The organism is Rhizobium sp. AP16 (assembly GCF_000281735.1).
Taxonomy (GTDB): domain Bacteria; phylum Pseudomonadota; class Alphaproteobacteria; order Rhizobiales; family Rhizobiaceae; genus Rhizobium; species Rhizobium rhizogenes.
On the sequence record NZ_AJVM01000001.1, the window covers coordinates 125,571 to 150,329 of the forward strand.

The 24,759-nt window shown below is 59.6% G+C and carries 25 protein-coding genes; 9 read left to right on the forward strand and 16 right to left on the reverse strand.

What is annotated here, in order from left to right:
- Nucleotides 1–11: 11 nt before the first annotated feature.
- The 3 genes from PMI03_RS00540 to PMI03_RS00550 all read right to left on the reverse strand — a co-directional run bounded on the left by PMI03_RS00540 (nucleotide 12) and on the right by PMI03_RS00550 (nucleotide 3,103).
- A complete protein-coding gene (locus PMI03_RS00540; RefSeq protein WP_007688851.1) occupies nucleotides 12–776 on the reverse strand; it encodes an SDR family NAD(P)-dependent oxidoreductase in 765 nt (254 codons plus the stop codon).
- 117 nt (nucleotides 777–893) lie between these two features.
- Complete coding sequence (locus PMI03_RS00545) at nucleotides 894–2,096, reverse strand: ROK family transcriptional regulator (protein ID WP_007688852.1); 1,203 nt, start codon at nucleotides 2,094–2,096, stop codon at nucleotides 894–896.
- A gap of 122 nt (nucleotides 2,097–2,218) precedes the next feature.
- Complete coding sequence (locus tag PMI03_RS00550; RefSeq protein ID WP_007688853.1) at nucleotides 2,219–3,103, reverse strand: sugar phosphate isomerase/epimerase; 885 nt, start codon at nucleotides 3,101–3,103, stop codon at nucleotides 2,219–2,221.
- A gap of 502 nt (nucleotides 3,104–3,605) precedes the next feature.
- On the opposite strand from PMI03_RS00550, the gene PMI03_RS00555 reads away from it, so the two are divergent.
- From PMI03_RS00555 to PMI03_RS00590, 8 genes are all read left to right on the forward strand, one after another.
- Nucleotides 3,606–4,562, forward strand: coding sequence for an AraC family transcriptional regulator (locus PMI03_RS00555; protein WP_007688854.1), 957 nt, complete (start codon nucleotides 3,606–3,608; stop codon nucleotides 4,560–4,562).
- Nucleotides 4,563–4,797: 235 nt separating this feature from the next.
- A complete protein-coding gene (locus tag PMI03_RS00560; RefSeq protein WP_007688855.1) occupies nucleotides 4,798–6,231 on the forward strand; it encodes an extracellular solute-binding protein in 1,434 nt (477 codons plus the stop codon).
- 98 nt (nucleotides 6,232–6,329) lie between these two features.
- Nucleotides 6,330–7,211, forward strand: coding sequence for a carbohydrate ABC transporter permease (locus tag PMI03_RS00565; RefSeq protein WP_012649165.1), 882 nt, complete (start codon nucleotides 6,330–6,332; stop codon nucleotides 7,209–7,211).
- Nucleotides 7,211–8,047, forward strand: coding sequence for a carbohydrate ABC transporter permease (locus PMI03_RS00570; protein WP_007688858.1), 837 nt, complete (start codon nucleotides 7,211–7,213; stop codon nucleotides 8,045–8,047). The genes PMI03_RS00565 and PMI03_RS00570 overlap by 1 nt, the downstream gene beginning before the upstream one ends.
- 3 nt (nucleotides 8,048–8,050) lie before the next feature.
- Complete coding sequence (locus tag PMI03_RS00575; RefSeq protein WP_007688861.1) at nucleotides 8,051–8,293, forward strand: DUF2160 family membrane protein; 243 nt, start codon at nucleotides 8,051–8,053, stop codon at nucleotides 8,291–8,293.
- A gap of 39 nt (nucleotides 8,294–8,332) precedes the next feature.
- Nucleotides 8,333–9,376 (forward strand): NAD(P)-dependent alcohol dehydrogenase, encoded by a 1,044-nt coding sequence (locus PMI03_RS00580; RefSeq protein ID WP_007688863.1) that lies wholly within the window; start codon nucleotides 8,333–8,335, stop codon nucleotides 9,374–9,376.
- Between the two features lie 9 nt (nucleotides 9,377–9,385).
- Nucleotides 9,386–10,447, forward strand: a complete 1,062-nt coding sequence (locus PMI03_RS00585; protein ID WP_007688865.1) for an ABC transporter ATP-binding protein — start codon at nucleotides 9,386–9,388, stop codon at nucleotides 10,445–10,447.
- Between the two features lie 26 nt (nucleotides 10,448–10,473).
- On the forward strand, nucleotides 10,474–11,247 hold the full coding sequence (locus PMI03_RS00590) for an SDR family NAD(P)-dependent oxidoreductase (RefSeq protein ID WP_007688867.1): 774 nt from the start codon (nucleotides 10,474–10,476) through the stop codon (nucleotides 11,245–11,247).
- Between the two features lie 124 nt (nucleotides 11,248–11,371).
- Here PMI03_RS00590 and PMI03_RS00595 read toward each other — a convergent pair whose 3' ends face one another.
- Genes PMI03_RS00595 through PMI03_RS00640 form a run of 10 tightly spaced genes read right to left on the reverse strand, consistent with a single transcriptional unit; the run spans nucleotide 11,372 to nucleotide 20,721 of the window.
- The gene (locus PMI03_RS00595) at nucleotides 11,372–12,244 is read right to left on the reverse strand and encodes a D-amino-acid transaminase (protein ID WP_007688868.1); all 873 of its coding nucleotides are present in this window, start codon (nucleotides 12,242–12,244) and stop codon (nucleotides 11,372–11,374) included.
- A gap of 57 nt (nucleotides 12,245–12,301) precedes the next feature.
- Nucleotides 12,302–13,237: a glyoxylate/hydroxypyruvate reductase A gene (locus tag PMI03_RS00600; protein ID WP_007688870.1), complete on the reverse strand. Its 936-nt coding sequence runs from the start codon at nucleotides 13,235–13,237 to the stop codon at nucleotides 12,302–12,304.
- A gap of 22 nt (nucleotides 13,238–13,259) precedes the next feature.
- Complete coding sequence (locus tag PMI03_RS00605; protein WP_007688872.1) at nucleotides 13,260–13,673, reverse strand: VOC family protein; 414 nt, start codon at nucleotides 13,671–13,673, stop codon at nucleotides 13,260–13,262.
- Between the two features lie 39 nt (nucleotides 13,674–13,712).
- Nucleotides 13,713–14,939, reverse strand: a complete 1,227-nt coding sequence (locus PMI03_RS00610) for a glutamine amidotransferase-related protein (protein WP_007688874.1) — start codon at nucleotides 14,937–14,939, stop codon at nucleotides 13,713–13,715.
- Nucleotides 14,940–14,960: 21 nt separating this feature from the next.
- Nucleotides 14,961–16,130 carry a Xaa-Pro peptidase family protein gene (locus PMI03_RS00615; protein ID WP_007688876.1) on the reverse strand — a complete coding sequence of 390 codons (1,170 nt, stop codon included), beginning with the start codon at nucleotides 16,128–16,130 and terminating at the stop codon, nucleotides 14,961–14,963.
- A complete protein-coding gene (locus tag PMI03_RS00620) occupies nucleotides 16,127–17,176 on the reverse strand; it encodes a mandelate racemase/muconate lactonizing enzyme family protein (protein ID WP_234906995.1) in 1,050 nt (349 codons plus the stop codon). Before PMI03_RS00620 ends, PMI03_RS00615 begins: the two co-directional genes overlap by 4 nt.
- 51 nt (nucleotides 17,177–17,227) lie before the next feature.
- Nucleotides 17,228–18,385 (reverse strand): M20 family metallopeptidase, encoded by a 1,158-nt coding sequence (locus PMI03_RS00625; RefSeq protein ID WP_007688880.1) that lies wholly within the window; start codon nucleotides 18,383–18,385, stop codon nucleotides 17,228–17,230.
- A gap of 15 nt (nucleotides 18,386–18,400) precedes the next feature.
- Entirely contained in the window at nucleotides 18,401–19,150 is a 750-nt protein-coding gene (locus tag PMI03_RS00630; protein ID WP_007688882.1) for an amino acid ABC transporter ATP-binding protein, read from the reverse strand.
- 11 nt (nucleotides 19,151–19,161) lie between these two features.
- Nucleotides 19,162–19,878: an amino acid ABC transporter permease gene (locus PMI03_RS00635; RefSeq protein WP_007688884.1), complete on the reverse strand. Its 717-nt coding sequence runs from the start codon at nucleotides 19,876–19,878 to the stop codon at nucleotides 19,162–19,164.
- Between the two features lie 48 nt (nucleotides 19,879–19,926).
- Nucleotides 19,927–20,721, reverse strand: a complete 795-nt coding sequence (locus tag PMI03_RS00640) for an ABC transporter substrate-binding protein (protein WP_234908809.1) — start codon at nucleotides 20,719–20,721, stop codon at nucleotides 19,927–19,929.
- Nucleotides 20,722–21,049: 328 nt separating this feature from the next.
- On the opposite strand from PMI03_RS00640, the gene PMI03_RS00645 reads away from it, so the two are divergent.
- Complete coding sequence (locus PMI03_RS00645) at nucleotides 21,050–21,943, forward strand: GntR family transcriptional regulator (protein WP_007688888.1); 894 nt, start codon at nucleotides 21,050–21,052, stop codon at nucleotides 21,941–21,943.
- A 50-nt stretch (nucleotides 21,944–21,993) separates the two neighbouring features.
- Here PMI03_RS00645 and PMI03_RS00650 read toward each other — a convergent pair whose 3' ends face one another.
- Genes PMI03_RS00650 through PMI03_RS00660 form a run of 3 tightly spaced genes read right to left on the reverse strand, consistent with a single transcriptional unit; the run spans nucleotide 21,994 to nucleotide 24,694 of the window.
- Nucleotides 21,994–22,776 (reverse strand): ABC transporter permease, encoded by a 783-nt coding sequence (locus tag PMI03_RS00650; RefSeq protein WP_007688890.1) that lies wholly within the window; start codon nucleotides 22,774–22,776, stop codon nucleotides 21,994–21,996.
- A complete protein-coding gene (locus PMI03_RS00655; protein ID WP_007688892.1) occupies nucleotides 22,776–23,633 on the reverse strand; it encodes an ABC transporter permease in 858 nt (285 codons plus the stop codon). The genes PMI03_RS00650 and PMI03_RS00655 overlap by 1 nt, the downstream gene beginning before the upstream one ends.
- Complete coding sequence (locus tag PMI03_RS00660; protein ID WP_007688894.1) at nucleotides 23,630–24,694, reverse strand: ABC transporter ATP-binding protein; 1,065 nt, start codon at nucleotides 24,692–24,694, stop codon at nucleotides 23,630–23,632. The genes PMI03_RS00655 and PMI03_RS00660 overlap by 4 nt, the downstream gene beginning before the upstream one ends.
- Nucleotides 24,695–24,759: the final 65 nt, after the last annotated feature.

Here is a 24,759-nt window from a genome sequence, read left to right on the forward strand (position 1 = left end):
TAAGGTTGATGTCACCGGGTAAGGTAGCCCCCGTCAACCACGAGCACCGAACCGGTGACGTAGCTTGCGGCGGGCGAGCACAGGAACAGGACGCAGTTGGCGATCTCCTCCGGCTGGCCGTAGCGCCCCATCGGGGTCATTTGCCGCCAGACGGAATCCCATTCCGGTATGGCGAAGCCGCCCCGGGTCATATCGGTGTCGATGTAGCCCGGCGCGACCGCGTTTACCCTGATGTTTTCAGCCGCGACCTCGCTGGCCAGACTTTTCGTCATCATGTGAACGGCAGCCTTGGACGCATTGTAGGCGACCTGATGCTGCGGGATGTTGGTGGTGAATCCGGAGATCGACCCGACGTTCAGGATGACTCCGCCACCCTGCTCGCGCATCGGCGTCATTGCTGCGCGGCAAAAGCGAAAGGCCTGGATGAGATTGGTGGACATGATCGTGTCCAGCATCTGGTCATTGAAATCCGGCGTATCGCCATGCACAGCGACGCCGGCATTGTTGACAAGAATATCGATGCGTCCGTATTTCGCGATCGTATGCCGGATCAGCATGTCCGGTGCGGCCGAGTCCGTGGCGTCGGCGGATACGAAATCATAGTCATAGCCGGCACCGTTCAGCAGGGCGTCCGCTTCCGGATTGTCGCGGCGGGCAGTCAGAACGGATTTCGCTCCGGCTTCGCCGAAAAGCTGGGCAATCGCCAGTCCGATGCCACGATTGCCGCCGGTAATGAGTGCAACCTTGTCGTCCAGCCTGAATTGTTTCAAGGTCATCCTAGTCTCCTCCTCTTTATCTCTTAACTGTCTGCCAGCTCCTCAGCAGGTCGTCGCGCGGTCGGGCGACATTGATCCGGCTCGCCTATCGGGGAGAGCGATGTCAATGCTGTCCCCTCAGCCTGCCTCCTCCGCAAAGCGCTGGCTTTCCAGTGATAGAAAACGTTGGTGGAGGATACAGGCCGCGCCGAAGGCGGGACCGACCGTTTCCTCCTCGTTCACGCCAATGGAGGGCAATGGAAAGCTTGCCTCCTGCGCCAACTGAATATGGTGAGCGACACGCGCTGCCATCAGCGGGTAAAGAGCCGCGACGGAACCGCCAAGGATGATGCGGTCGGCATCGATGACGCGACAGGCCTGGATCAGGCCGAAAGCCAGGGCTCTTGCCCATTCCTCCGCAATCGAGACTGCGCCCGGTACACGATCGCGCACATCGGCCAGGAAATGCCCGAATGTCGGGGCAGCGACAGCCGGCACCTTGCGATATTCCGTCATGATATGTTCCAGGCCCAGCACCTCTTCCAGGCTGCGGCTCGGCTCCGATGCACTGGAGATTCTCAGATGCCCGATCTCCCCCGCCAGTCCGTTGGCGCCGCGAAACAGGCTGCCATTGGCAATGATGCCGCCACCAACCCCGCTTTCCATGACCAGGAACAGCGTCACGCCGCTATGCTTATCGTTTCGCCCGTAAGATGCGCCGATGGCAAAGGCATTGCCGTCGTTTTCCGCGACGACCGGCACGGAAACGGGCAGGGACTCCCGCACCAATTCGGCAAGCTGGACGTTTTCCCAGCGCAGCAAGGGCGCCAGCCGGACAAATCCGTGCTTGTCCATTTGCGCCGGCACGGCAACGCCTATGCCTTCGCAGCGCTCCAGTCTTGAAGACGGAATGGCCCCCAGTACCATCTCGATCGCCCGCTCGACGGTCGCGGCGACACCGGCGGATGCGCCGTCGAACGGTTCGACCGTGGTCGAGACAATGTTGCCGCCGAGGTCGATTTCGACCGCGCTGATATGCTCCACGCCTATTTCTATGCCCAGGAAATAGACCGCGCCTGGCACCAGTTCGATCATGATTCCAGGTCGCCCCGCATGGGCATGGCCGCCGCGCGCCTGGTCGCCTTCGCTGACCTCGCGCACCAATCCATCAAGCGTCAGGCCGGCGATGATATGACCGGACGAAGAGCGATTGAGCCCCAGCCTGCGGGCAAGTTCCGCCCGGCTGAGCGGGCCGAACTGATACAAAGCCCGCAACGCCGCCAGTTCGTTGCGCTGGCGGATTCCCCGTGGCGAACTCGTTGCTACCGCCGGCTCAGTCAAAAATGATCTCCGTTGATTTTTGTGAGGGACGAACGAGTGGTGGTGCAATAGAGGCAAGCGCAAATGTCGATATGGGCGAGCCCGTGCTTTTCACCACTGCTTCCGCTCATGCTATTGCGCTGTCAAGGGCGTCCGTTGGTGGCCCGTCGCCGTATCGCTTCCTGCATCTTGAGATCGATGAAGGCCTTGGCATGCTCGGCAAGCGGCATGTTCTCCGTCCATGTGTCTCGCCAGATGGCGCAGGCAAGCGACAGGCCTTCGTCCACAACGGCGCTGGAAAATGACTCGAAGGTGATGTCCCGGGCATAGCCGATATCGAGCAGCGCATCGAACACCAGGTCGAAATTGATACAGCCGTCGCCGAGATAGCCACGATTGCTCTCGCCGATGTGGAAATAGCCGATCTTGTCGCCGGCAAGCCGGATCGCCGCAGCCGGATTGGCCTCCTCGATGTTCATGTGGAACGTATCGAGATGCAGAAGCACATGATCGGAACCCGTCGCCTCTATGAAGGCAAGCCCCTGCGCCGTCGTGTTGAGCAGATTCGTCTCGAACCGATTGACGATTTCGAGCACGAGATCCACGCCCGCCGCCCCGGCAATATCGGCCGTTTTGGCGATGGCCTCAACACTGTTTCTGCGGCCATTTTCGGTCGGCATCCGGCTATATTTGGTATGGGCGGAGTAAAGGATGCCGCCGAGCTTGGTGCCGCCGATGTCGCGAACGGCCCTGACCGCATCGGCGAGCATGCGTTCGCCGGCCTTGACCGTCTCGGCATCATCGCTCGACACGTCGGCATTTAGCGGCAAGCCCATTGTTACGGCAATCTGCAGGTCGAGCGAACGTGCCCGCTTGGCCAGCTGGTCGAGGTTGAATTTTTCGGGCCGCAGATAGGCAAACTCGATCAGTCCGTATCCGCACGCCGCGGATTTCTCCATCGCGTCCTCGAGCATGCGTTGTGTGCTGCCGCCCGTCCAGACGAACGAATGGATACCCAATCTTCCCATGTAATTCTCCTCCCCGGACGAATATTCTATATGTTGCTACACACAACAAAATAACCGATCGACTTCGATGTCAAGTCGCTTCGTATGTCTGGGCTTTGCAGGTGCGGAGGGTAGCTGGTGTGCCTCCAGTCGATTTTCGAGTGGAATACCCTCTCATACCCAGGACATCCACGTCTCTATGCTTATGCCGGTTTGGTATTGACACCCAACGGAAAAGCGCTAATTTGTAATTTCGCGCAACATATATGCGCCAGTTGTGCTGGGTAAAGAGTTCGCAGAGCAGTATTGCGGCGGCCCCAGATGGCAAAGCCGCAATTTCGCGGGAAAATCCGAGACTTTCGAACACAATCCCGCGAGTAATGCCGGGTCAAATCGACGAGTGATTTTTTTACATACGCCGTACCGAAGAGGGAGAGGAGCCCTTGCAGGTGCGAGTGACGCAGGATGGCAGATTGGGCGCAGCGACCTGCTCGCGATCCAATCCGGGGAGGGGGCTCTAGCCATGAAGGCTGACTTAAGGATCGTTCCGGACTTTGAAATGGTCATCTGCGCACCTGCGGAATCCTTCCGCTGGAACATGCATGACTATCCGTATTTTGGAGCCAAGTGGCACTATCATCCCGAGTACGAGCTGCACCTGACGCGCAAGAGCTCGGGCGTGATGATGGTCGGCGACTACATCGGTGAGTTCGAGCCGGGTTGTCTGGTTCTGACCGGACCCAACGTCCCGCACAATTGGGTCAGCGATATAGAACCCGGCATCCCGATCCAGAACCGCGATATGCTGATTCAGTTCAGTGCCGAATGGGCCGACCGCGTCACGGGCTTTTGCCCGGAGCTCGCCAGCATTCGCCCGCTTTATGAAGATGCCGTCTACGGCGTGGAGTTTCTCGGTGCGACGGCGATGGCCGGGCAGCGGCTGCTCGCCCAGATCGGTGCTGCCCATGGCGCGGAGCGTATCGTCTTGTTCTTGCAGCTGATGACGACGCTCGCCCAGAATCCGGGCGATCGCCGCAGGTTATCGAGATTGGCGCCGACATCCGCACATGTGGAACTGCCGCGGGAACTCGATGTCGCCATGCGCTATGTGCTGGAGCACTATAGCGACGACATCGATCTTGCCTCGGTATCCCGGCTGTGCGGGCTGGAGCCGCAGGCATTCTCCCGCTTCTTCAAGCGGCAGAGCGGCCATACATTTGCACGCTACGTCATTCTGGCGCGCGTCTATGCGGCCTGCTCGCTGCTGACGCAGACCTATCGGCCAATCACCGATATCTGCTTCGAGGTCGGTTTCAACAGCATCGCCAATTTCAACAGGCAGTTCATCAAGGTCTGCGGTCGCACGCCGTCGGATTACCGCCGCAACGCCCACAAGATCGGCACCAAGGCGCGCGCGGATCCGTTCAGGGAAATTCGCGCCTTTTCAGCCGGCATCGGTGCAGTCGGCGAAAAAGTATAGGTCGGCCGCAAAGCACGCGTGGCAGAGGATTTTTACCGATACTAAGCTCGCTGGACGCGCATGGAGGTGGGTCCACAAAAACAAGCTGCGGTATTCAACCATGATAGCGAGATGAAATTCGACCGCCGGGAGGAGCCGGGGCGTCGGATTTTCGAGGCCCGACTGCGGTTGGGCCGGGCAGGATGCTTGTCGACAGCCGTCCGCAAGCACAACGAACACTCTGGGAGGAGAGTTTATGATCGGGAAAAATGGAATTGGACTTGCGGCGCTCGCAATCAGTCTCATGGCGACTGTCATGCCCGCAAAGGCCGACTTCTGGTCGGATGCCGGAGCGAAATACAAGGGCGTCGTTCTGCATGGCGTGACCGAGAGCACGCCGCCCTCCAACTACATCAAGGATGTGCTTGCGCCGGAGTTCGAAAAGAAGACCGGGATCAAGGTCGCGATCGAAACCACGTCGTGGGATCAGATGTACGATAAGGCCATCAAGGACATGGAAGCCAAGACCGGCATCTATGACATGGTCTATATCGAACAGGACATCATCTACGCCTATCTGGCTCGGAACTTCCTTGTCGATATCACCAAGTCGCTCAAGGACAACGCGTCACTGAAGGCGCCCGAATTCGACGAGACGCACTTCACCACCTTCGCCAACTATTTCAAGAATGCCGACGGCGATCTCTTCGGGGTCCCGATGGAAGCCTTCATCAAGATATATCTCTACCGCACCGATCTCTTCAACGATCCGAAGATCAAGGAGGCGTTCAAGAAGGAAACCGGCAAGGATCTCGTTCCGGCGAAAACGCACGAGGACTATACCGAGATCGCGGAATTCTTCACCAAATACGGCAAGGACAACGGCCTTGAGCTTTGGGGCACCACTGCGCAGGCCCATACGGGCCATCCAGCGTCCTGGTATGAGTTCTTCGAGTCCGTTGCACCAACCTTCGGCGTGTTCAACTGGGGCATCGACGCTTCCAAGAACTATGCGGCGACCGTCGAAAACGGCGGCACGATGAATGGCCCGGAAGCCAAAAAGGCGCTGAAATACTGGCTGCATCTGCGCGACATCGCTCCGCCGGAATCGGCGGCGAGTACATGGACGGAAGTCGGTACGACATTCGCCGCCGGCCGTGTCGCACAGGGCCTGGTCTATGGCGAGAACGCGGCCTGGATCGCCAGCGACGCTGAAAAGTCGAAGGTCGTCGGCAATGTCGGCGTGGCGCTGCCGCCGACGGAGCCCGCCGTTCTCGATGAGGTCAAGGGCGGCAAGGGTTATATCGGCTACTATGACGGCGGCGCCTTCGGGCTTCCCGTGACGTCGAAGAACAAGGAGGCGGCGCTGCTGTTCCTGCAATTCATCGGCCAGGATTCAGTCCAGGCCGATTGGGCAGTCGCAGCGCCACGCATCACCAACACGGCAACCTATGACGACCCGAAAATCATCGCAATGGATAAGAAGCTCAACGGCTATTATTCCATGCTGAAGGATGACGGGAAGCTGTTTGCCGGCGCCCCTCCTTACCCCTTCCACGCCCAGGTGCGCGAAGCAACGGCTCCGATCTTCTACAGGATCCTGCTGGGGGAAGTGTCGCCCGACGATGGACTTGACCAGATGGCGGCAGCCGCCGAAACGGAGCTGAAGAACCTCGGCTATCGCAAGTAGTCCAGTGCAAGTCTGCCCGGGCAGCCGCATGAGCGGCCGCCCGGGACGTGCATTCAATGCTCCGCGGCGCGGGCATCGACTTCCGGGAGACAAGGTTCATGCGTTCCAACACTGTGGGCTGGCTGATGCTTGCCCCGACGATAGCAATTCTCGGCATATTCGGCATCGCACCCTTTATCTATGTGCTTTACCTGGCGTTTCATCACTGGAACCCGTTCGGCGCCGATCCGTCCATGGCCTATAATGGCGCGAACAATTTCCGCCGGCTTGTCTTCGACCAGGAATTTCTCGGATCCATCGCCGTCACCGCCAAGTTTGCATTCTTCGCGGTGCTCAGCGAAATCGCCCTTGGCTATGCTCTTGCCCAGCTGTTCATGCGGGAGTTTCCGGGCCGCGGCTTCTTCAGGACGATCCACACGCTGCCGCTCATCGTCGCGCCCATCGTCGTCGGTTCCGTCTGGCGCCTGATGACGACGCCGAGCATCGGCATCATTCCCTATCTGCTCAAGCATTGGTTTGGCTATGACCTGAACATCGGTCGCGATGCCAGCGCTGCCTTTGCGCTCACCGTCATCATGGACATCTGGCATTGGACGCCGCTGGTGACGCTCACCCTGCTCGCAGCGCTGCTTGCCCTGCCCAAGGAGCCGTTCGAACAGGCACAGATAGACGGCGCCAACCGCTGGCAGATCTTCTGGCACGTCACGCTGCCGATGATCCGGCCTGCCATCCTCGCGACCGTGTTCATCCGTCTGATGGATGCGCTGCGCACCGTCGATGAAGTCTGGATGCTGACATCAGGCGGTCCCGGCGCGGCAACCCGCTATGTCGGCCTGCATATCTGGAAGATCGTGTTTCCCAAGACCGATTACGGCTATGGCGCGGCCATATCGGTGATCGTGCTCTATCTGACGCTGGTCATGTGCTGGCTGCTTTATGTCGCCCTCGTCGCCCGCCGCGAAAAGAAGAGCACGTTCTGATGCGCCAGCAACGCCCCATTCTTTACCTGCTGCTCTGGCTCCTCCTCAGCCTGCTGACCCTGTTTCCGATCTACTGGCTGTTTGTCATCTCGGTGAAGCCGGCGGTGGATCTCTTCACCACGCCAAGCCTGATCCTCGATACGGTCTATTGGAAGAACTACGTCAACGTGATCAACAATGAGACGTTGCGTGGCTACATGATCAACTCTCTGATCATCTCCACCAGCAATGCGCTTCTGGTCACCGTGCTGGCCTTTCTGGCCTGCTACGCGCTGTCCCGTTTCGATCTCGCCGGCAAGGAGAACATCTTCTTCTGGACGATCACCAACCGCATGGCGCCCGCCGCCGTGTTCTTGCTGCCTTTCTACCTGCTGTTTACCCAGGTTTTCACCTTCGGCGACTGGAAGCTCTACGACACCAAGATCGGCATGATCCTGCTCTATTGCACCTTCAATCTGCCTTTCGCGATCTGGACGCTGCGACCGACCATCGACGGTATTCCCAAGGAGCTTGACGAAGCCGCCACAGTCGATGGCGCCTCGACATGGCAGGTGATCCACGAGGTCGTCTTTCCGCTGGCAAGACCGGGCCTGGCGGTCACATTCATCCTCACCTGGGTGTTTGCCTGGAACGAGTTCCTGCTGGCGGCAACCCTCACAAGTTTCAACGCCCGTACCATCACCACCGGCCTTTCGGAGTATGTCACGACCACCGGGACCGAATGGGGCACGATGGCGGCGATTGCGGTCATCACTCTGATCCCGGCCCTCATCATTTTCTCGATGGTCCAGCGCCACATCGTGGCCGGTCTGACCTTCGGCGCGGTCAAGGAGTGAGCGATGCGACATCAAATCGATCCTGACGAAACAGAGGATGCACCGGCCATCGTTGTGGCCGGCAAACAGGAGCGGGTCGGCTTTCTGCCGATCGTCACCAACTGGTTCGACCGCGTGTTTGTCGGCATCTACCTGTTTGTCGCACTTGAGCTGTTCTGGATGCGCTTCCTCGAACAATCGATCCCGCTGACGGTCTGCCATGTGCTGGCGGTCGCCCTGGGGGTCCTGATCGTCTGGCGTGGCTGAAGCCGAACGATCTTCTGAAATCGAGAAATGGAATAGGCCATGAAAGCACTGGTTCTGGAAGAAAAGATGAAACTGTCGCTCCGAGACTTTCCCATCGAGCGGAAAGAAACGCTCGGGCCTCGCGACGTTCGCATCAAGCTGCACACGGTCGGTATATGCGGCTCGGACGTGCACTATTACACTCATGGCGGTACCGGCATCTTCCAGGTGAAGGCACCGATGATCCTTGGTCATGAGGCGTCGGGCACGATCGTCGAGGCGGGGGCCGACGTCACATCGCTGAAAGTCGGCGACCGCGTCTGCATGGAGCCCGGCATTCCCGACCCCAATAGCCGCGCCACCCGGATGGGCATGTACAATGTCGATCCGGCCGTGCGGTTCTGGGCAACCCCGCCGATCCATGGCGTGCTGCGGCCGACGGTAGTTCATCCCGCCGATTTCACCTTCAAGCTGCCCGACAATGTTTCCTTCGCCGAAGCTGCGATGGTCGAGCCGCTGGCGGTCGGCGTCCATGCCGCCACCAAGGCACAGGTCAAGCCAGGGGATATCGCGCTGGTGATCGGCGCCGGTCCGATCGGGCTGGTTACCGCACTCTCGGCGCTGGCGGCCGGTTGCGCACACGTCTTCGTCAGCGATATCGATGACGCAAAGCTCGAGATTGCCGCAAAGCTCGGCGCGGTTATCCCGATCAACCCGCAGCGCCAGGATCTCGTCAACGAGATTCTCACGGCCACGGACGGCTGGGGCGTGGAAATCCTGTTCGAATGCTCCGGCCACTCTAGGGGTGCCGAGGGTGTGTTCGATCCGCTGGCACCGGGCGGGCGGGTGGTGTTCATCGGGTCGCAGGTCCACCCGATCCACTACGATGTCGGCAAGGCCATGGTGCGGGAAGCCCGCGTCGAACATGTCTTCCGCTACGCTCATGTCTTTCCGCGCTGCGTCGCGATGCTGTCGTCAGGCGCAATCGACGTCAAGCCGCTCATCACTCGCACATTCGATTTTGAAGACAGTGTCGGCGCCTTTGAAACCGCTGCATCCGCCCCCAGGGGCGAAGTCAAGATGCAGATCATATTGCCGCAATAGGGGATTGGTATGGCTCAGGTCGCCGTCAAGGACGTCATCAAGAAATATGGAAGTCTTCAGGTCATTCATGGCGTGAACATCGACATAGCAGATGGCGAATTCGTTGTTCTCGTGGGTCCGTCCGGATGTGGCAAATCGACATTGCTGCGCATGATCGCGGGGCTTGAAACCATCTCCGGCGGCGAGGTTTCGATCGGTGCCAGGGTCGTCAATAATGTGCTGCCCAAGGACCGCGATATCGCCATGGTGTTTCAGAACTATGCGCTCTATCCGCACAAGAACGTCGCCGACAATATGGGCTTTCCGCTGAAGCTGAAGGGTGCGCCAAAAAACGAAATCGAGGCCAAGGTCAGGAAGGCGGCCGAAATTCTCGATCTCGGCAAACTGCTGGACCGCTATCCCAAGCAGCTCTCCGGCGGCCAGCGCCAGCGCGTCGCCATGGGTCGTGCCATCGTGCGCGATCCGCAAGTCTTCCTGTTCGACGAGCCCTTGTCCAATCTCGACGCCAAGCTGCGCGTGACTATGCGCGTCGAGATCAAGGAGCTTCACCAGCGGCTGAAGACCACGACGATCTACGTCACCCACGACCAGATCGAGGCGATGACCATGGCCGACAAGATCGTTGTCATGCGCGATGGCCTGGTCGAACAGATCGGCGCGCCGCTCGACCTTTACGACCACCCCGCCAATGTCTTTGTCGCGGGCTTCATCGGCTCGCCGGCGATGAACTTCGTGCGTGGCAAACTGGCAACCATGAATGGCGAGACGGTTTTTGTCAGCGATAAAGGCGCCGTCCTGCCGGTGCCTGCGAGCACAACTGCCCACGACGAGCCGGTAATCTACGGCATTCGTCCGGAACATATCGAACATGGTGGTGAAGGCCTTCCGGCAACGATCTCGGTGCTCGAGCCGACCGGATCCGAAACGCAAATTTTCGCCCATATCGGGGGCGACCCTATCAATGCGGTGGTCAAGGACCGGATCGCGTTGCGCCCTGGCGAGACAATACCGCTGCTAATCAACCGCGAACGGGTTCATCTCTTCGAGAGGAAGAGCGGCCGGCGCGTCTGATCCCCCCCAAATGATGGAGTAGTTCGATGTTCTTTGAGAAATTCAGGATGGACGGGCAGGTTGCCGTTGTCACCGGCGGCGGACGCGGTATCGGCCTGGCCTGCGCCGAGGCGTTGGCCGAGGCCGGTGCCAGGATCGTTATCATCGACCGGGAAGAGGTAATCGCCCAGTCCGGTAAGCAGGCATTGGCCGCGAAGGGCTATGACGCCGATGTCCTGATCCTCGACGTGACGGATTCGGTAGCCGTCGACAAGGCTGCCGAGGCGGTGTTCGCCAAATTCGGCCGGATCGACGTTCTCGTCGCCAATGCCGGCATTGCCCGCTCCGGCACTCCCGCCGAGGACACGCCGGACGAACTCTGGCTGAACGTCAATGACGTCAACTATAACGGTGTGTTTTGGTGCAACCGCGCCTTTGGCCGGCCAATGCTCAAGGCCGGACGCGGCTCGATCGTCAACATCGGCTCGATGTCCGGCTACATCGTCAATCGCCCGCAAAACCAGACCTATTACAACGCCTCCAAGGCGGCCGTGCACCATCTTACCGCCTCGCTGGCGGCGGAATGGGCCGGGCGCGGCGTCCGCGTCAATGCGGTGGCGCCGACCTATATCGAATCCGAGATGACGAAGGTCCTCAATCTCGATCCCGATGTGGTCGACACCTGGTTGCGCGATACGCCGATGGGCCGGATGGGCCAGCCGCACGAGATCGCCTCGGTGGTGCATTTCCTCGCCTGTGACGCATCCAGCCTGATGACCGGCACGACCGTGAAGGCCGATGCCGGTTTTACCATCTGGTAGGAGAGCGGCAAGCCATTCCGGCGCTCACGCGGGATGCTCGACTGTCTTGGCCGATGTAGCTGGCCGTTTTGCAACGGGGCCAATGGGCGAATTCCTCGTGGCCCCGACTATCATCCCGATCGCATTACTTTGCCGCTGCTACTGCCTTTTCGATATAAATTTCCCGCAGGCGTTTGCTCACAGGGCCGATGACCCCTTCGCCGATGGTGGTTCCGTCGATCTCAAGGACAGCGGTCACGAAAGACGTGGCGGAGGTGATGAAGGCCTCCTTTGCAGCCAGCGCTTCCTCAATGGTGAAGGATCTTTCCTCCAACGTGTAGCCGGATTCAGCGGCAAGCCGGAGAACGGCGGCGCGGGTAATGCCATGCAGAATATCGAATGAAAGCTTGCGCGTGACGATCTTGCCGTCTGACCTCACGATATAGGCATTGGCTGAGGATGCTTCGGTGACATAGCCGTCCTGCACGAGCCATGCATCGTCGGCGCCAGCCTGATAGGCGGCGTTCTTCGCCATCGACGGGTAAAGAAGCTGGACAGTCTTGATGTCGCGACGGCCCCAGCGAATGTCCGGCAGCGATATGATCTTCAGGCCGCGTTTGGCGAGAGGGCTTTCGATGACCGGCCGGGATTGGGTGAACATGACGACCACCGGCGGCGTGCCCTTGGGCGGAAAATTGAAGTCCCGATCGGCCGAGCCACGGGAAATCTGCATATAGATCAGACCTTCGTCGACATTGTTGGCTGCCACCAGTTTGCGGTGGATGGCCAGGAGCTCGTCGACGGACATCGGCATCGCCATGTCGAGTTCGTTCAATGAGCGCTGTAGCCGTGCCATGTGACCATCGAAATCGACGAGCTTGCCGCCGAGCACGCAGGTGACTTCATAGATGGCATCCGCGAAAAGATAGCCGCGGTCGAAAATCGAGACCTTGGCTTCGGTTTCGGGGCAATACTGGCCGTTGACGTAGACAGTGCGTTCAGGTGACGTCATGTTCATTCAATTCCTAAGAGGTTTGCTTGCATTGAAGAGAGGCGCATTGGCGGCATGCCGCCTTTAATATCCGCGCGCGAAGTCGACAATGGATGGAAGCGTGGCGGTGCGTCGAAAGGTTCGAATATTGTCCGCGACAAGCGCTGCCGCCGTTTCCCGATCCGTCGGGGCGGAGATGTGCGGCAGCACGGTGATCCGGGGATGGTCCCAAAAGGGTGCGTCGGCGGGCAGCGGCTCTACATCGAAAACATCCAGAACCGCGTGGCTCAAACGGCCGGTATCGAGCGCCTGTAACAGATCTTCGCTCACCACGATCGGGCCACGAGCGAAATTGATCAGCGATGCGTTCGCGGGCAGGAGGGCAAGCCTTTCTGCGTTAAGCAGCGCCCGCGTTTCCGACGTCTGCGGCAGAAGGCATACCAGGATATCGGATCTGCGCAGGACTGCATTCAGACCATCGTCGCCGGAGTGGGTTTCGATCCCGCCGATGTCCTTTGCCGAGCGGCTCCATCCAATCACCTTGAAACCGGCATCGATCAGACGATGCGCCGCCGCCTCACCCAGCGCGCCCAGCCCAAGCAGGCCGACGGTGACCTGTTCCGGGCGTCGATAGGGCAATTGCTGCCAGCTGCGCTCCCGCTGGAAGCGGGCATAGGCAGGCATGTCGCGGAACAGGTAATAGGTCCAGGCAAGAACGGCTTCGGCCATGGTGCGGCTCAATTGCGGGTCGACCAGACGCACAACGGGCAATGTACTATCGCCGATTTCGCTGACCAGACGTTCGACGCCCGCCCAAAGGCTGTGAATCCACGTCAAGCCGGGCAAGCGGGCGAGATCCATCGGATCGGGGTTGGCGACGATGGCAATATCGACCGCTGCTCGCTCTTCTTCATTGAGATGCCGGAACGAGACGATCTTCTCCTCCGGCATCCTCAGCGAAAGAGCTTCGAGCCACAGATGCTCCGCCTCATCGGATATACGCGTTACCAGCGCAATCATTCGACTGGTTTCCTTTTCTCGCTCAATGCGCAAAGACACTCTCGAAATCCTTGAAACCCTTGACTTCGACCGGGTTTCCGCTGGGATCAAAGAAGAACATCGTACGCTGCTCGCCAGGCAGCCCTTCGAAGCGCACAACGGGCGGAATGTCGAATGCCGTGCCGGCGTCTTCCAGCCTCTTGGCAAGGGTAAACCAGTCGTCGAGTGCAAGGACAACACCGAGATGGGGCATCATCACCATATGATCGCCGACCTTGCCGGTGCGCGTCGTTTCGAAAGGCTTGCCGAGATGCAGGGAGATCTGATGGCCGAAGAAATCGAAATCGACCCATGTATCCGTGCTGCGGCCTTCCTCGCAGCCGAGCACGCCGCCATAAAAGCGGCGGGCCTCATCGAGATCGGTGACATGATAGGCGAGATGGAAAAGTGAACGCATGATGATTGTTACCTGGCTAAGTTTGAGTAGTGGTGATTGCTATGACATTGTTGATGGACATCGCTTGGCGGCTGCTTCCAAAAATGCCACGAGCAACGGATGGGGCATGTCGGCTCTTGATGATAATTCGGGATGTCCTTGCATGCCAATGAAGAAGGCGTGCCCGGGCACTTCGATAGCATCGACAATGGCGCCTGCCGAGCTCGACGCGGCAACGCGAAGCCCGGCGGCTTCAAGATCCGGCAGTAGAGCCGGGTTCAATCGGAAGCGGTGATTGCAGCGGATCTGGCGCTCTGAACGAATAATGGCTGAGAGCTGAGTGCCGGAAACGATATCGATCGCCTGATCACCCGTCCTATGGAGTGGCAGCAGAGTTTCATCCGGCCCCTGCGTACCGGCCATCGGCACGAAGGTCTTGATCCTGGCATCCGGGTCGGCCTCCGCCAGATTGGCCGTGTCGCGACCCAAGGCACGCCATGCCACCGCCGTCGCCATCGTCTGCATACCCAGGCACAAACCAACTGTCGGCAGGCCGGATTCCAGGCTTAAAGCGGCGGCCGCGGTCTGGCCGGCAACATTCTTCATGTCGGCGCCCCCAGGGAGCAGAATGCCCGACAGGCCGTCGAAAATAGCTGGATCTTCGAACTGGTTGATGTGGACCGGATCGATGAAGCGCACATCGATCGGAATGGAAAGGCTATCTGCCGCGTCGGCGAGACTTGCCAGTGCTGCCGGATAGACGTCGCGATGGTCGCTCTCCGCACCGACAAGGCCGATTGTCAGACCATCGCCCTCCCAGAAGGGAGGCGCGCGCAACCCGATCCGCCCGAAGCGATCCCGAAGGGCAAGTAGCTCTTGCGTCGCCGCGTCGAAAAAGCAATCGGAACCCTCGTGAACGGTGATCGCTTTAACCTTTATTCCAAGGGCCTGGGCGGCAGACGAGAGTGTTGTCGGCATGTCTTGATCAGCCAGAAATGCCGGATGGATAGGCACCACGACGTTCTGCATCCGAGCAGCATCGAGAATACTCTCCGGCGTGGCGACGGGCCGCACCTGCTTCCCCGACAGTCGCTCGAACCAGCAGAGCCCACTTGGCCCAAGCCCGCCACTTGCGATCACATGCTGCGCGGCATCGGCGTGGAGCCTGGTATCGAAGCGGGCCGCGACGTGCATGAAGCCGCATTGCCGTGCAGCCGCGATTGCAGCAGCAACCGCGCCATAGAGAGCAGGGCGGGACGTATCATGCAAGACGAGGATCAACCCCATGGCGCGCTCCTTCTCGTCGCTTTAGACTTCGAGCAGATCGCGTTTGACGGTTCCAAGCGCTCGATATCCCGTGTCCGTGACGACGATCGTTTCGCTGACGCCGACGGTGAAGCGGCCGTAAATGCGCAGCGCCGGCGGCAAATGGAAGGTCATGCCGGGACGCAGCTCCGTCTTCACTCCGGCGTTCAGGCTGAGGATGGCCCCCTCGCCCCAATCCGGCGCGAAGGAGATCCCGACGCTATAGCCAAGGCGCTTGCGGAAATTATCGGTGTAGCCCGCCGCATCGATGATCCGCTGGCAAGCCATATGTGGAACCTCGCACGGCACGCCCGGACGAATGGTATCGAGCGATACCTGGAGCGCCTCCTGGCAAACCTTCATCATCTCCGTTGCTTCATTCGGCGCCTGCCCGATCCAGGCCGATCGCATCAAGGCAGCGTGATAGCGGTCATGGCAGGCGGCCATTTCGAGAAAGGCGGGATCACCGTCCTCGATCCTGCCGCGTCGCCAGGTTCCGTGCGGCACGCCCGTGCGCGCACCGACTGAGACAAGCGGTTCCATGCCCATATATTCCGATCCGGCTGATATCGCCGCAGACATCATTGCGGCGACCAGATCGTTATCGGTGGCACCGACCTTGACGGCCGCAAGTCCGGCCCGCATGCCCGCGTCGACATAGGAGGCTGCGCGTTCGAGCTTCTCGATTTCCAGCGGAGATTTGACGGCGCGTAACTTTTCAATAACGCCGGCACCGTCATGCACGACGCCTAACCGCTCAGCCAAGGATTCGTAGACGAATATCGGCAGGAACCAGCCTCGTTTGTCGATCGCGACGCGCTTTCCTCTAAGGCCGCGCTTCTCGATGAGGGCCATGAGGAAGGAAACGGGCTCGTCGCCGTCCTGATAGACTTCGGCATCAGCGATGAAGGTATTGGCGATGAAGTTGAAATATTCGAGTTGCCGGATGACGAAGACCGGATCACCTTCTGCCGGAAGGAGCAGCGCCTGAAACGTGTAATATCCCGGTGTTTGCTGGCCGGTCAGATAGAAGATGTTTTCCGGACCGGTGATGACGAGTGCATCGATGCCCGCCTCGACAAGATTTTGACGAGCGCGCGCAACCCGGATCTCATATTCCTCTTTCGGGAAGGCCGATTCCTGCCCCTGTACGATAGTGCCTGCCGTCGTCATCTTGCGAACTCCTTCAAGAGACTTGTCTTTGATAGATCAACCGTCAGCCCGAGGCCGGGAGCCTGGGTGCCGGTCACTTGGCCCCGCTCATAGAACAGGCCGGATGCCGGATCGTCAGCCAGCCCGTCGGCTCCATATAATTCGGCGAATGTCGGGCCGGTCGCGCAGGCCAGATGCAGGGCCGCGGCCGTCGCCACGGTGCCCTCATTCATCTGCCCGAGCATGAAGGGGATATTGCCGTTGCGAAGCGCCACCGCAGCCTTCAGCGTCGGAGCGATGCCGCCAAGCTTGACCAGCTTGAGATGTGCCCACAGACGGCCGGACGCTTTAATGATTGCTTCCACATCTTGCAAACCGGAGACACTTTCATCCAGCATCAGCGGCATCGGGCTTTTTCGCGCGAGTTCGAGCATGAGGTCGAAATCTCCGGCGGGAATGGGCTGCTCGACATAAGCGAGATCGAATTCTGCCAGCCGCGCTAGCTTCCCTTCTGCATCGTCGCGGCCCCAGGCACCATTGGCATCGACCGCGAGCTTGATGGCCTCACCGAAGCGACTGCGCAGCTGCGAAAGCCGCCACAGATCATCCTCAAAAGCGCCGGCTCCGATCCTGACCTTCAGGTCGCAAAAGCCGCGCCTGACGTAGTTTTCCGCTTGCGCGAGAAATTGCTCCGGCGTGGAAATGAACAATGTCTGGTTCGTCGGATGTGAAATGGGCATCGCAGTGGCAGCGCCTAGCCATTGCGCAAGCGGTACGCCCTGCCGTCGTGCCAGAAGATCGTGAAGCGCGATGTCCAGCAGCATCCGCACCGGTGCGCTCGCCTCTGCCCAGATCGTCTCGTCCGCAAGCAGATCGGCCGCCTCTAGCGACCAGTCGATCCGGTCGAAAAGCGATAGTGCCTCGGCCAGGACCGTATCCGCCTGAAGGCCGTTCAGATAGGCGATATTGATGCGGACTTCGCCGGTCGCCACCACATCGCCGTCGCGCAGGCAAAGGTAAAGCGTATCGAGGCCGGTGATCGGACCGGATGATGCGGTGTGCAGCATCAGGTTCCCCCCGTAGCTCAGCATAGCGCGGTGCAAGGATGCTTGCATCGATCAGGCCCGGAGCATCGACTGAGCGACATCACGATAAATCAGGCTGGCTGTCACGAACTCGTCGACAGGAACGAATTCGTCGGGCTTGTGAGCCACGGACAAATCGCCCGGACCGATCACGGTGCCTTGTGCGCCGATCTGCCGGAAATGCACCAGGTCGCAGCCGCCCTGAAAGCCGAAGGGGCCGGGATTTGCGATGCCGTGAGACCGGCAAGCGGCCATGCTGGCTTGGACGATGGCGCTGTCGATCGCAGTTTCCGTCGCACCGCCCGTCGTCGCCTTGTAGTCGATAATCTCGGCCCGAACGCCGAAGCGCGCTTGGGCGAGCGCCAGCAGATCGGCAAACTCCTGCTTCACGACCTCTTCGTTCTCGCCGGGCACCATCCTGCGGTCCAGCAGCAGATCGCAGGCATAGGGCACCACATTGTCCGCATGTCCGCCGGAAATACGCGTCACCGTCAGGCTTGCTTCACCGACCAGCGGATGCGTCCGGCCGCGCACCACCTCGTTGTGATGAGCCTCGATCAGCGAAAGGAGCTGCCCGGCGCGATAGATGGCGTTCTCGCCGAGATGCGGCGTTCCGGAGTGTGCTGCCTGCCCATGAACGCGCACGACGGGCCTGAGACTTCCCTTATGTGCCGCAAAGGTCGTGTTGGATGTCGGCTCGCCCACCACGGCAAAGTCGATTTTCGGCTTGCCGGCCGCGTAGAATTTGGCGCCTTCGCTGGCAATCTCCTCGTCGCCGACGAAAACGCCGAGCAAGGTACCGGACCATGTGCTGCGGTCGGATGCCAGCATTCGCATGGCTTCCACCATCGCTATCAGCGGCCCCTTGCAGTCGCAGGCGCCACGACCATAGAGCTTGCCGTCTGCCTCGCGCAGCGTGAACGGATCGGACGACCATCCGTCTCCCGCGGGCACGGTATCCATATGGGTGTTGAAGGCGAAGACCGGCCCCGGCCCATTGTCCAGCCGCGCCTCGACATTGAAACGGCCCGGCTTGTACTCCGTGATATCGACCGCAAAGCCCGCGGACAGAAGCATATCGCGGACATAGACGGCAGCATCAGCCTCTCGGCCCGGCGGATTTTCCGTTCTGATGGCGATCAGCTCGGCCAGTTCACGCTTCATGCGCGCGATATCGGGGGTATGGGACATGTCTGCCTTCCGCATTTAGTGCAATATCTGACCTAGAAACAGGCGAGCGCGGTCGTTGACCGTTCCACCGAAGAATTGTTCGCTCGGCGCGTTTTCGATCACCTCGCCATTTTCCATGAAGACGATCTGATCGGCGGCACGTCTGGCAAAGCCCATCTCATGGGTGACGACGACGCTGGTCATGCCGTCGGCGCTGAGATCGGCCATCACGTCCAGAACCTCGCGTATCATTTCCGGATCGAGCGCCGAGGTCGGCTCGTCGTAGAGCATCAGCTTGGGCTTCATGGCCAGCGCCCGGGCGATTGCGACGCGCTGCTGCTGACCTCCGGACAACTCGTCGGGAAAGAAATCGGCCTTCTCGGGGATGCGGACCTTTTCGAGCAATTGCATCGCTATGTCGTGCGCGTCGAGCTTGCTGATGCCTGAGACCTTCATCGGCGCGAGCATGATGTTTTCGGCGGCCGAGAGATGTTGGAACAATTCGAAATTCTGGAAGACCATGCCGATATCGCGACGTATTTTGGAGGCATTACGGAGGTCGCGGGTAATATCATTGCCGTCAAAGAAGATATTGCCGCCATCAGCAGGCTCGAGCAGATTGACGCATCGCAGCAATGTCGACTTTCCCGATCCGGACGGGCCGATGACGACCACGGTCTGCTTGCGGAAAACGTTCAAGCTACAGGTCTTGAGAATCCGTGCTGGTCCGAAACTTTTATCGATGCCGATGATTTCCAGGAGCGGTTTGTTGTCCGGCGCGGCCATGTCGTCTTTCCTCACTGGATCTCGGATTTCGGGGCGATGAGGCTCAAGGGCTTGCGAATGCTGCCCCGGCGCCCGCGTTTCGGGTCAAGCGACCGCTCGAGAATTGATTGAAAGACCATGAAGATCGTCGTCAGCGCCAGATAGTAGATGCCGGCGGCGCTCAAGGCCTCGAAATAGCGGAAATTCGCGCTGGCGGTCTGGTTGGCGACGAGAAGCAACTCCTCCACGGCAACGACGGAAACAAGCGCGCTGGTCTTCAGCATGCCGATCATCTGATTGCCGACGGCGGGCAGGACGATGCGGGCGGCCTGCGGCATCACGACGAAACGCATGACGCTCGCCCGTGTCATTCCAAGCGCAAGCCCGGCCGTCCTCTGCCCCTTTTTCACCGCATGCAGGCCCGACCGCAGGATCTCCGCCATGTAGGCACCCTCATTCAGCGACAAAGCGAGGACCGCGCTGAGAATAGCCGAGAGGCGAATGCCGAAACCTGGCAGGACATTATAGATGAAGATGATCTGGAACAGGACGGGGGTACCGCGAAACAGCCAGAGATAGACGAGCGTCGCCGCCTTGACGGCGCGCAGTTCTGTCTCCTGCAAAAGAGCAATGACGAGCCCGACGATGATCCCGAAGAATAACGACACTATGGTGATCAAAAGGGTCAGCACGGCGCCGTGGAAAAAAGCGGGCGACAGCAGATAGTCGAAAACGAGTTCGAGAGACATGCCCGCTCCTTCTCTTCAATGTCAGGCTCTTCGGTATCAGGCCGGATGTCAGTTGAAGATCGAAACGGAGGCCGGCAGCTTCCACTTCTCGATCAGGCTCTTGTAGGTGCCGTCGGCAACGATTTCGGCAAGCGCCGCCTTGATCGAGGCTTGAAGGGCGGTATCTCCCTTTCGGGTGGCAATGCCAATGCTGGTATTGGACTCGAACTCGCCACCAACGACTTCATAGACGCCAGGAACCGCCGCCTGAAGCACCACCGCACCCGGCGTGGAATCGTATTCCGCATCCGCGCGGCCCTGCCGCAAGGACAGTGCGGAATCCTGTGCCGTCGGCAGTGTCAGGACCGTTACGCCCGAAAGCCCCTTGGCCTTGCAGCGTGTATCGTCAGCCCGCGCCTGGTTTTCCTGAATGCCGCCAAGCGTGACGGCGATCGTCTTGCCGCAAAGCGTATCGTCCCGGCCGGTAATCTTGGCCGGATTGCCAGCCTGAACGATCACCTGATTGCCGATCTTCATATAAGGGATGAAGTCGACCTGCTCTGAGCGCTTGTCATTGATGTACATGGCCGAGTTGATGATATCGATCCGGCTGGAGAGAAGCGCCGGGATCAGCCCCTTGAACTCCATGTTCATCGGCACGGGCTTGGCGCTGAGTTTTGCGGCCAGCGCTGCAATCAGGTCGATATCGAAACCGGACAGAACCCCATCCTTCTGGAATTCGAATGGCGCGAACGTTGCCGCAACGCCGTAGGTGATGGATCCATTCTCGACGAGGCCCGACTTTGGAAGATCGGCGGCAATGACGGATTGCGCAAGGACCAGGGGCAAGGCGAATGCAGTCATGAAAGATCGAAGCATGGCAGTTCCCTTTTGTTTGATCGAGCTATAATTGCTCTGATTTAATACAACGGTACAATGTCGCCATCGGGAGAGTCAAGCGCGGAAGCGCAAAAATAGGCATTTTTGGAGTGGCCTAAAAAATGAGCATTTTGGCGAACTTTTGATCGAATCTCATATCCGGTTGAGGAGTACGCACGGCTTTTGTGTCTTTCAGCAATCGGTTTTCAGACGAAACTCGTGAGTTTCATGCTTTCATGGGATTGCTCATGTTGCCGATGTCGGCTCTCATGTTGTATTAGCTGCGTAAATTTATACAAAAATGGAAAGCCTAATGGCCAGCGCTCCACGTCAAGGTCGATATCGCCTTGCAAATCAGATTCTCGATCTCGCCCGGGATGCTCGCTTCGAGCCCGGGCATCACCTGCGCGAACAGCAGCTTGGCGATCTGATCGGCGTATCGAGAACACCGGTTCGCGCTGCGCTGCTATTGCTTGTGGAGCACGGTGTCGTGGAGGCCCGCAAGAACCAGGGATTTTTCTTGAAGGCATTGCCTGAAGAGCTGCGGCGCGTTGAGTTGGAGGTGCCGACGACAGCCGATCAGGATCTCTATTTGCGGATTGTGGAAGACCGCCTTTCCGGTGCGCTCCCGGAAACCTTCACGCAGTCGGAAATTGCCCGTCGTTTCGACGTGGACCGCATTCTCCTGCAGCGAACGCTCACCCATCTGGTGAATGACGGGTTGCTGGCGCGAAACAGCGGTAGGGGCTGGACCTTCCTGCCCACGCTCGACACGCAGGTGGCCCTGCGCAACAGCTATGATTTCCGCACCACGATCGAGCCTGCCGGATTGTTGCTCAACACCTTTCGTCACGATCCTGCCGCCCTGGAACGATCGCGCCTTCAGCACCTCTATCTGGAGGCGCATCCTGACATCACGTCTATAAACCCCCGCCAATTGTTCGAGACGGACGCTCAGTTCCACGAAATGATCGCTGAGTTCAGTGGTAATATCTTCTTCCTGCAATCCATCCAGCAGCAGAACAGGCTGCGGCGATTGCTTGAGTTCGGTGGCTACACCAATCGCCGGCGCGTGAAAGACTGGTGCCGGGAGCACGTTTCGATCCTCGATGCGATCGCATCGGGACAGCGCGCGCACGCGGCCCAACTTATGACGCAACATCTCCGGGCTGCTCTGTCGTTTGCTCCGCAATATGGTGCGTCGTAACGGCATTCAGATCGGCGGATCGCTTCTCAGCGTCAGATGGCTTTCCAATATCAGAACCGGTGAATACGCAGGCCCAGGACTTTTTCCGACAGGACGACGACGAACAGGGTCAGCACGATGGATACCGTCGACACGGCGGCGGCCTCGGGGGTGAAGTTCGTGCGCAAATAGTCGTAGAGCTGGATTGGAAGCGTGGCGGTGCCGACATTCTTCAGCATGAAGGATATGGTGAATGTGTCGAAGGATATGATGAAGGCGAACAGGCATCCGCCAATCACGCCGGGCTTGATCAGCGGCAGCATGATGCGGCGAAACCGCGTCAATGGCCCGGCGCCGAGGCTCTTGGCTGCCAGGCTCCAGGATGCGTCGTAGGACTCCATTGCCGCCGAAACGTTGATGAAGACGAAGGGAAGGGTGATGAGGCAATGGCCGATAATCATCGCCGCGATCGTTCGCGTGCCCATGCCGATCGAATAGACGAAGAACAACAGCGATATCGCCGTCAGCACCTCCGGCAGCAGCAGCGGCAGAAGCATGGCGAGCCGGATGCTTTCCTTCCAGCGTCCGGCATGCTGGACATAGAAGATCGCCGCCATCGTGCCGATGATCGAGGAAATCACCGTCGAGACCGCGGCCACCCAGAGCGATGTCTTGATCGCGCTGAGGAAGACCTCATTGTGAAAGAACACCACATACCAGCGAAATGAAAGTCCCTGTGGCGGGAACGTCAGGAAGGCGCCGGCATTGAAGGAGGCGCCGACGACCACGAGGATCGGCAGCAGCAGAAAGGCGTAGATTATCAGGCAGTAGCCGGTGAGGAGGTGCCTGGACATCAGTTGGCCTTCCATTTCATGCGGGTGAGCCTTGCAAACAGCAGCACCATGATCGCCCCGGTCAGAGACAGCATCAGTGCCATGGCCGAGCCGAAGGGCCATTGAAACGTGTCGATAAGCGCGTCGACCACGCTGACCGCCATCGTCTTCACACGCAGGCCGCCGATCAGGGACGGCGTGACGTAGGCGCTGAGCGACAGGACAAAGACCAGTATGCAGCCGGCCTGTATGCCGGGCATGGCTAGTGGCAGGACAATTCGTCTGAAGGCAGTGATGCGTCCGGCCCCCAGCGAGCGGGCGGCCGCTTCGATCGACGGGTCTATACCCTGCAGTGCGCTCATGAGCGGAAGGATCATGAATGGCAAGAAGACGTGCACCAGGGCAATCACGATCCCAAGAGAGTTGTACATCAGGGCAAGGGGGCGATCGATCAGGCCGAAGCCGATCAGGGTGCGGTTTATCATGCCATTGTTGCCGAGCAGGATCGTCCAGCCGTAGCTGCGGATGACGATGCCGACGAGAAGCGGTGACAGCACGAGGCCATAGGCCAGCCCACGAAAACGCATTTGGGTCTTCGCGAGCTGCCAAGCGACGGGGAAGCCGAGGATAAGGCAGACAGAGGTGGTGATGAAACCGATCATCAGCGTGTTTGCGGTCTGCTCCAGATAAAAGCTGTCGGCAAAGAGCCTGAGATAGTTTGAGAGGGTGAAGCCGGGCGCATAGGGCGTCCCGCTCCCCGGATTGCGCAGGCTCATGACCACGATGTTGATATAGGGCAATACCAGGAAGATGCCGAGGAGCAGAACAGCCGGGGCGATCAGGGCAAAGGGCTTCAGGGATTTTGCTCGAAGGCTCATGCGGCAGCTCCGAGCGCCCAGAAGCGATCGCCATCAACCTTGACGGTGACACGGTCGCCCGGAGAAAAGCGGCTGCGGGGGAAGGTCTGAACATTGATGGTGTCGCCGCTGTCGAGTGCCAAGCGGTAGTCGATCAGGCTGCCTGAATAGTAGCTCGCTGTGATGGTGGCCGGGGTGCCTGCCTGCCCTGCGCTTTCCGGAAACAGCTCGACGGCCTCGGGCCGAAGTACCAGCGTCACGGCGCCATCGGGCGACTTCGGCATATTGCCGATCCTGATCGTGCCGAGCGCGGTATCGATGACCGAGATATCGTTTGCTTCGGTGGAGAGCAGCCGACCGGACAGGATGTTGACCTGCCCCACGAATTGCGCGACTTCGAGGCTCGCCGGCCGATCGTAGATATCGGCCGGTGCGCCATACTGGGCGATCTGCCCGCCAAACATGACCGCGACACGATCCGACATGGTCATCGCCTCGGCCTGATCGTGGGTCACGTAGACGGTGGTGATGCCGACGCGTTTTTGAAGGTCGCGGATAAAGACGCGCATCTCCTCGCGCAGCTTGGCGTCGAGGTTGGCAAGCGGCTCGTCGAGCAGGAGAATTCGGGGCTCGATCACCAGCGCTCGAGCAAGGGCGACGCGTTGTTGCTGTCCGCCGGAAAGCTGGCGCGGATAGCGGTCCGCATATCCGGAGAGCTGCACCATGTCGAGAACCCGGGCTGTGCGCTCGGCGATCTCGCGCTTCGGCCTGCGGCGCATCTCCAGTCCGAACGCCAGGTTCTGAGCGACGGTCATATGCGGAAACAGGGCGTAGTTCTGGAAGACCATACCGATGTCGCGTTTTTCGGCAGGCACATGCACGACGTCCTGCCCATCGAAACGTATCGCGCCTGATGTCGCGTCTTCGAAGCCGGCTATCATTTTCAGCGTGGTTGTCTTGCCACAGCCGGAAGGGCCAAGAAGGGAGATAAACTCGCCCTTCGCGATCCTCACGGAAATGCCGTTTACCGCAAGAGATGCCCCATAGTGCTTGGTCAGCGCTTCGATGCTCACCTCTGTCATGATCGATCTTCCAAATTCTGCCGGCGGCGATCGTGGTCGTGCCACCATGTCGAGAAAGCAGCCGG

What these genes read in the sequence shown, in the direction of transcription:
- PMI03_RS00650 (WP_007688890.1), bottom strand. Translation starts at nt 22,776, where the DNA reads ATGTCCAGGCACCTCCTCACCGGCTACTGCCTGATAATCTACGCCTTT.
- PMI03_RS00660 (WP_007688894.1), bottom strand. Translation starts at nt 24,694, where the DNA reads ATGACAGAGGTGAGCATCGAAGCGCTGACCAAGCACTATGGGGCATCT.
- PMI03_RS00615 (WP_007688876.1), bottom strand. Translation starts at nt 16,130, where the DNA reads ATGACGACGGCAGGCACTATCGTACAGGGGCAGGAATCGGCCTTCCCG.
- PMI03_RS00575 (WP_007688861.1), top strand. Translation starts at nt 8,051, where the DNA reads ATGCGACATCAAATCGATCCTGACGAAACAGAGGATGCACCGGCCATC.
- PMI03_RS00635 (WP_007688884.1), bottom strand. Translation starts at nt 19,878, where the DNA reads ATGTCTCTCGAACTCGTTTTCGACTATCTGCTGTCGCCCGCTTTTTTC.
- PMI03_RS00590 (WP_007688867.1), top strand. Translation starts at nt 10,474, where the DNA reads ATGTTCTTTGAGAAATTCAGGATGGACGGGCAGGTTGCCGTTGTCACC.
- PMI03_RS00610 (WP_007688874.1), bottom strand. Translation starts at nt 14,939, where the DNA reads ATGGGGTTGATCCTCGTCTTGCATGATACGTCCCGCCCTGCTCTCTAT.
- PMI03_RS00625 (WP_007688880.1), bottom strand. Translation starts at nt 18,385, where the DNA reads ATGTCCCATACCCCCGATATCGCGCGCATGAAGCGTGAACTGGCCGAG.
- PMI03_RS00600 (WP_007688870.1), bottom strand. Translation starts at nt 13,237, where the DNA reads ATGATTGCGCTGGTAACGCGTATATCCGATGAGGCGGAGCATCTGTGG.
- PMI03_RS00540 (WP_007688851.1), bottom strand. Translation starts at nt 776, where the DNA reads ATGACCTTGAAACAATTCAGGCTGGACGACAAGGTTGCACTCATTACC.
- PMI03_RS00585 (WP_007688865.1), top strand. Translation starts at nt 9,386, where the DNA reads ATGGCTCAGGTCGCCGTCAAGGACGTCATCAAGAAATATGGAAGTCTT.
- PMI03_RS00640 (WP_234908809.1), bottom strand. Translation starts at nt 20,721, where the DNA reads ATGACTGCATTCGCCTTGCCCCTGGTCCTTGCGCAATCCGTCATTGCC.
- PMI03_RS00630 (WP_007688882.1), bottom strand. Translation starts at nt 19,150, where the DNA reads ATGGCCGCGCCGGACAACAAACCGCTCCTGGAAATCATCGGCATCGAT.
- PMI03_RS00565 (WP_012649165.1), top strand. Translation starts at nt 6,330, where the DNA reads ATGCGTTCCAACACTGTGGGCTGGCTGATGCTTGCCCCGACGATAGCA.
- PMI03_RS00655 (WP_007688892.1), bottom strand. Translation starts at nt 23,633, where the DNA reads ATGAGCCTTCGAGCAAAATCCCTGAAGCCCTTTGCCCTGATCGCCCCG.
- PMI03_RS00645 (WP_007688888.1), top strand. Translation starts at nt 21,050, where the DNA reads ATGGCCAGCGCTCCACGTCAAGGTCGATATCGCCTTGCAAATCAGATT.
- PMI03_RS00550 (WP_007688853.1), bottom strand. Translation starts at nt 3,103, where the DNA reads ATGGGAAGATTGGGTATCCATTCGTTCGTCTGGACGGGCGGCAGCACA.
- PMI03_RS00620 (WP_234906995.1), bottom strand. Translation starts at nt 17,176, where the DNA reads ATGCTGCACACCGCATCATCCGGTCCGATCACCGGCCTCGATACGCTT.
- PMI03_RS00570 (WP_007688858.1), top strand. Translation starts at nt 7,211, where the DNA reads ATGCGCCAGCAACGCCCCATTCTTTACCTGCTGCTCTGGCTCCTCCTC.
- PMI03_RS00595 (WP_007688868.1), bottom strand. Translation starts at nt 12,244, where the DNA reads ATGAACATGACGTCACCTGAACGCACTGTCTACGTCAACGGCCAGTAT.
- PMI03_RS00560 (WP_007688855.1), top strand. Translation starts at nt 4,798, where the DNA reads ATGATCGGGAAAAATGGAATTGGACTTGCGGCGCTCGCAATCAGTCTC.
- PMI03_RS00605 (WP_007688872.1), bottom strand. Translation starts at nt 13,673, where the DNA reads ATGCGTTCACTTTTCCATCTCGCCTATCATGTCACCGATCTCGATGAG.
- PMI03_RS00580 (WP_007688863.1), top strand. Translation starts at nt 8,333, where the DNA reads ATGAAAGCACTGGTTCTGGAAGAAAAGATGAAACTGTCGCTCCGAGAC.
- PMI03_RS00555 (WP_007688854.1), top strand. Translation starts at nt 3,606, where the DNA reads ATGAAGGCTGACTTAAGGATCGTTCCGGACTTTGAAATGGTCATCTGC.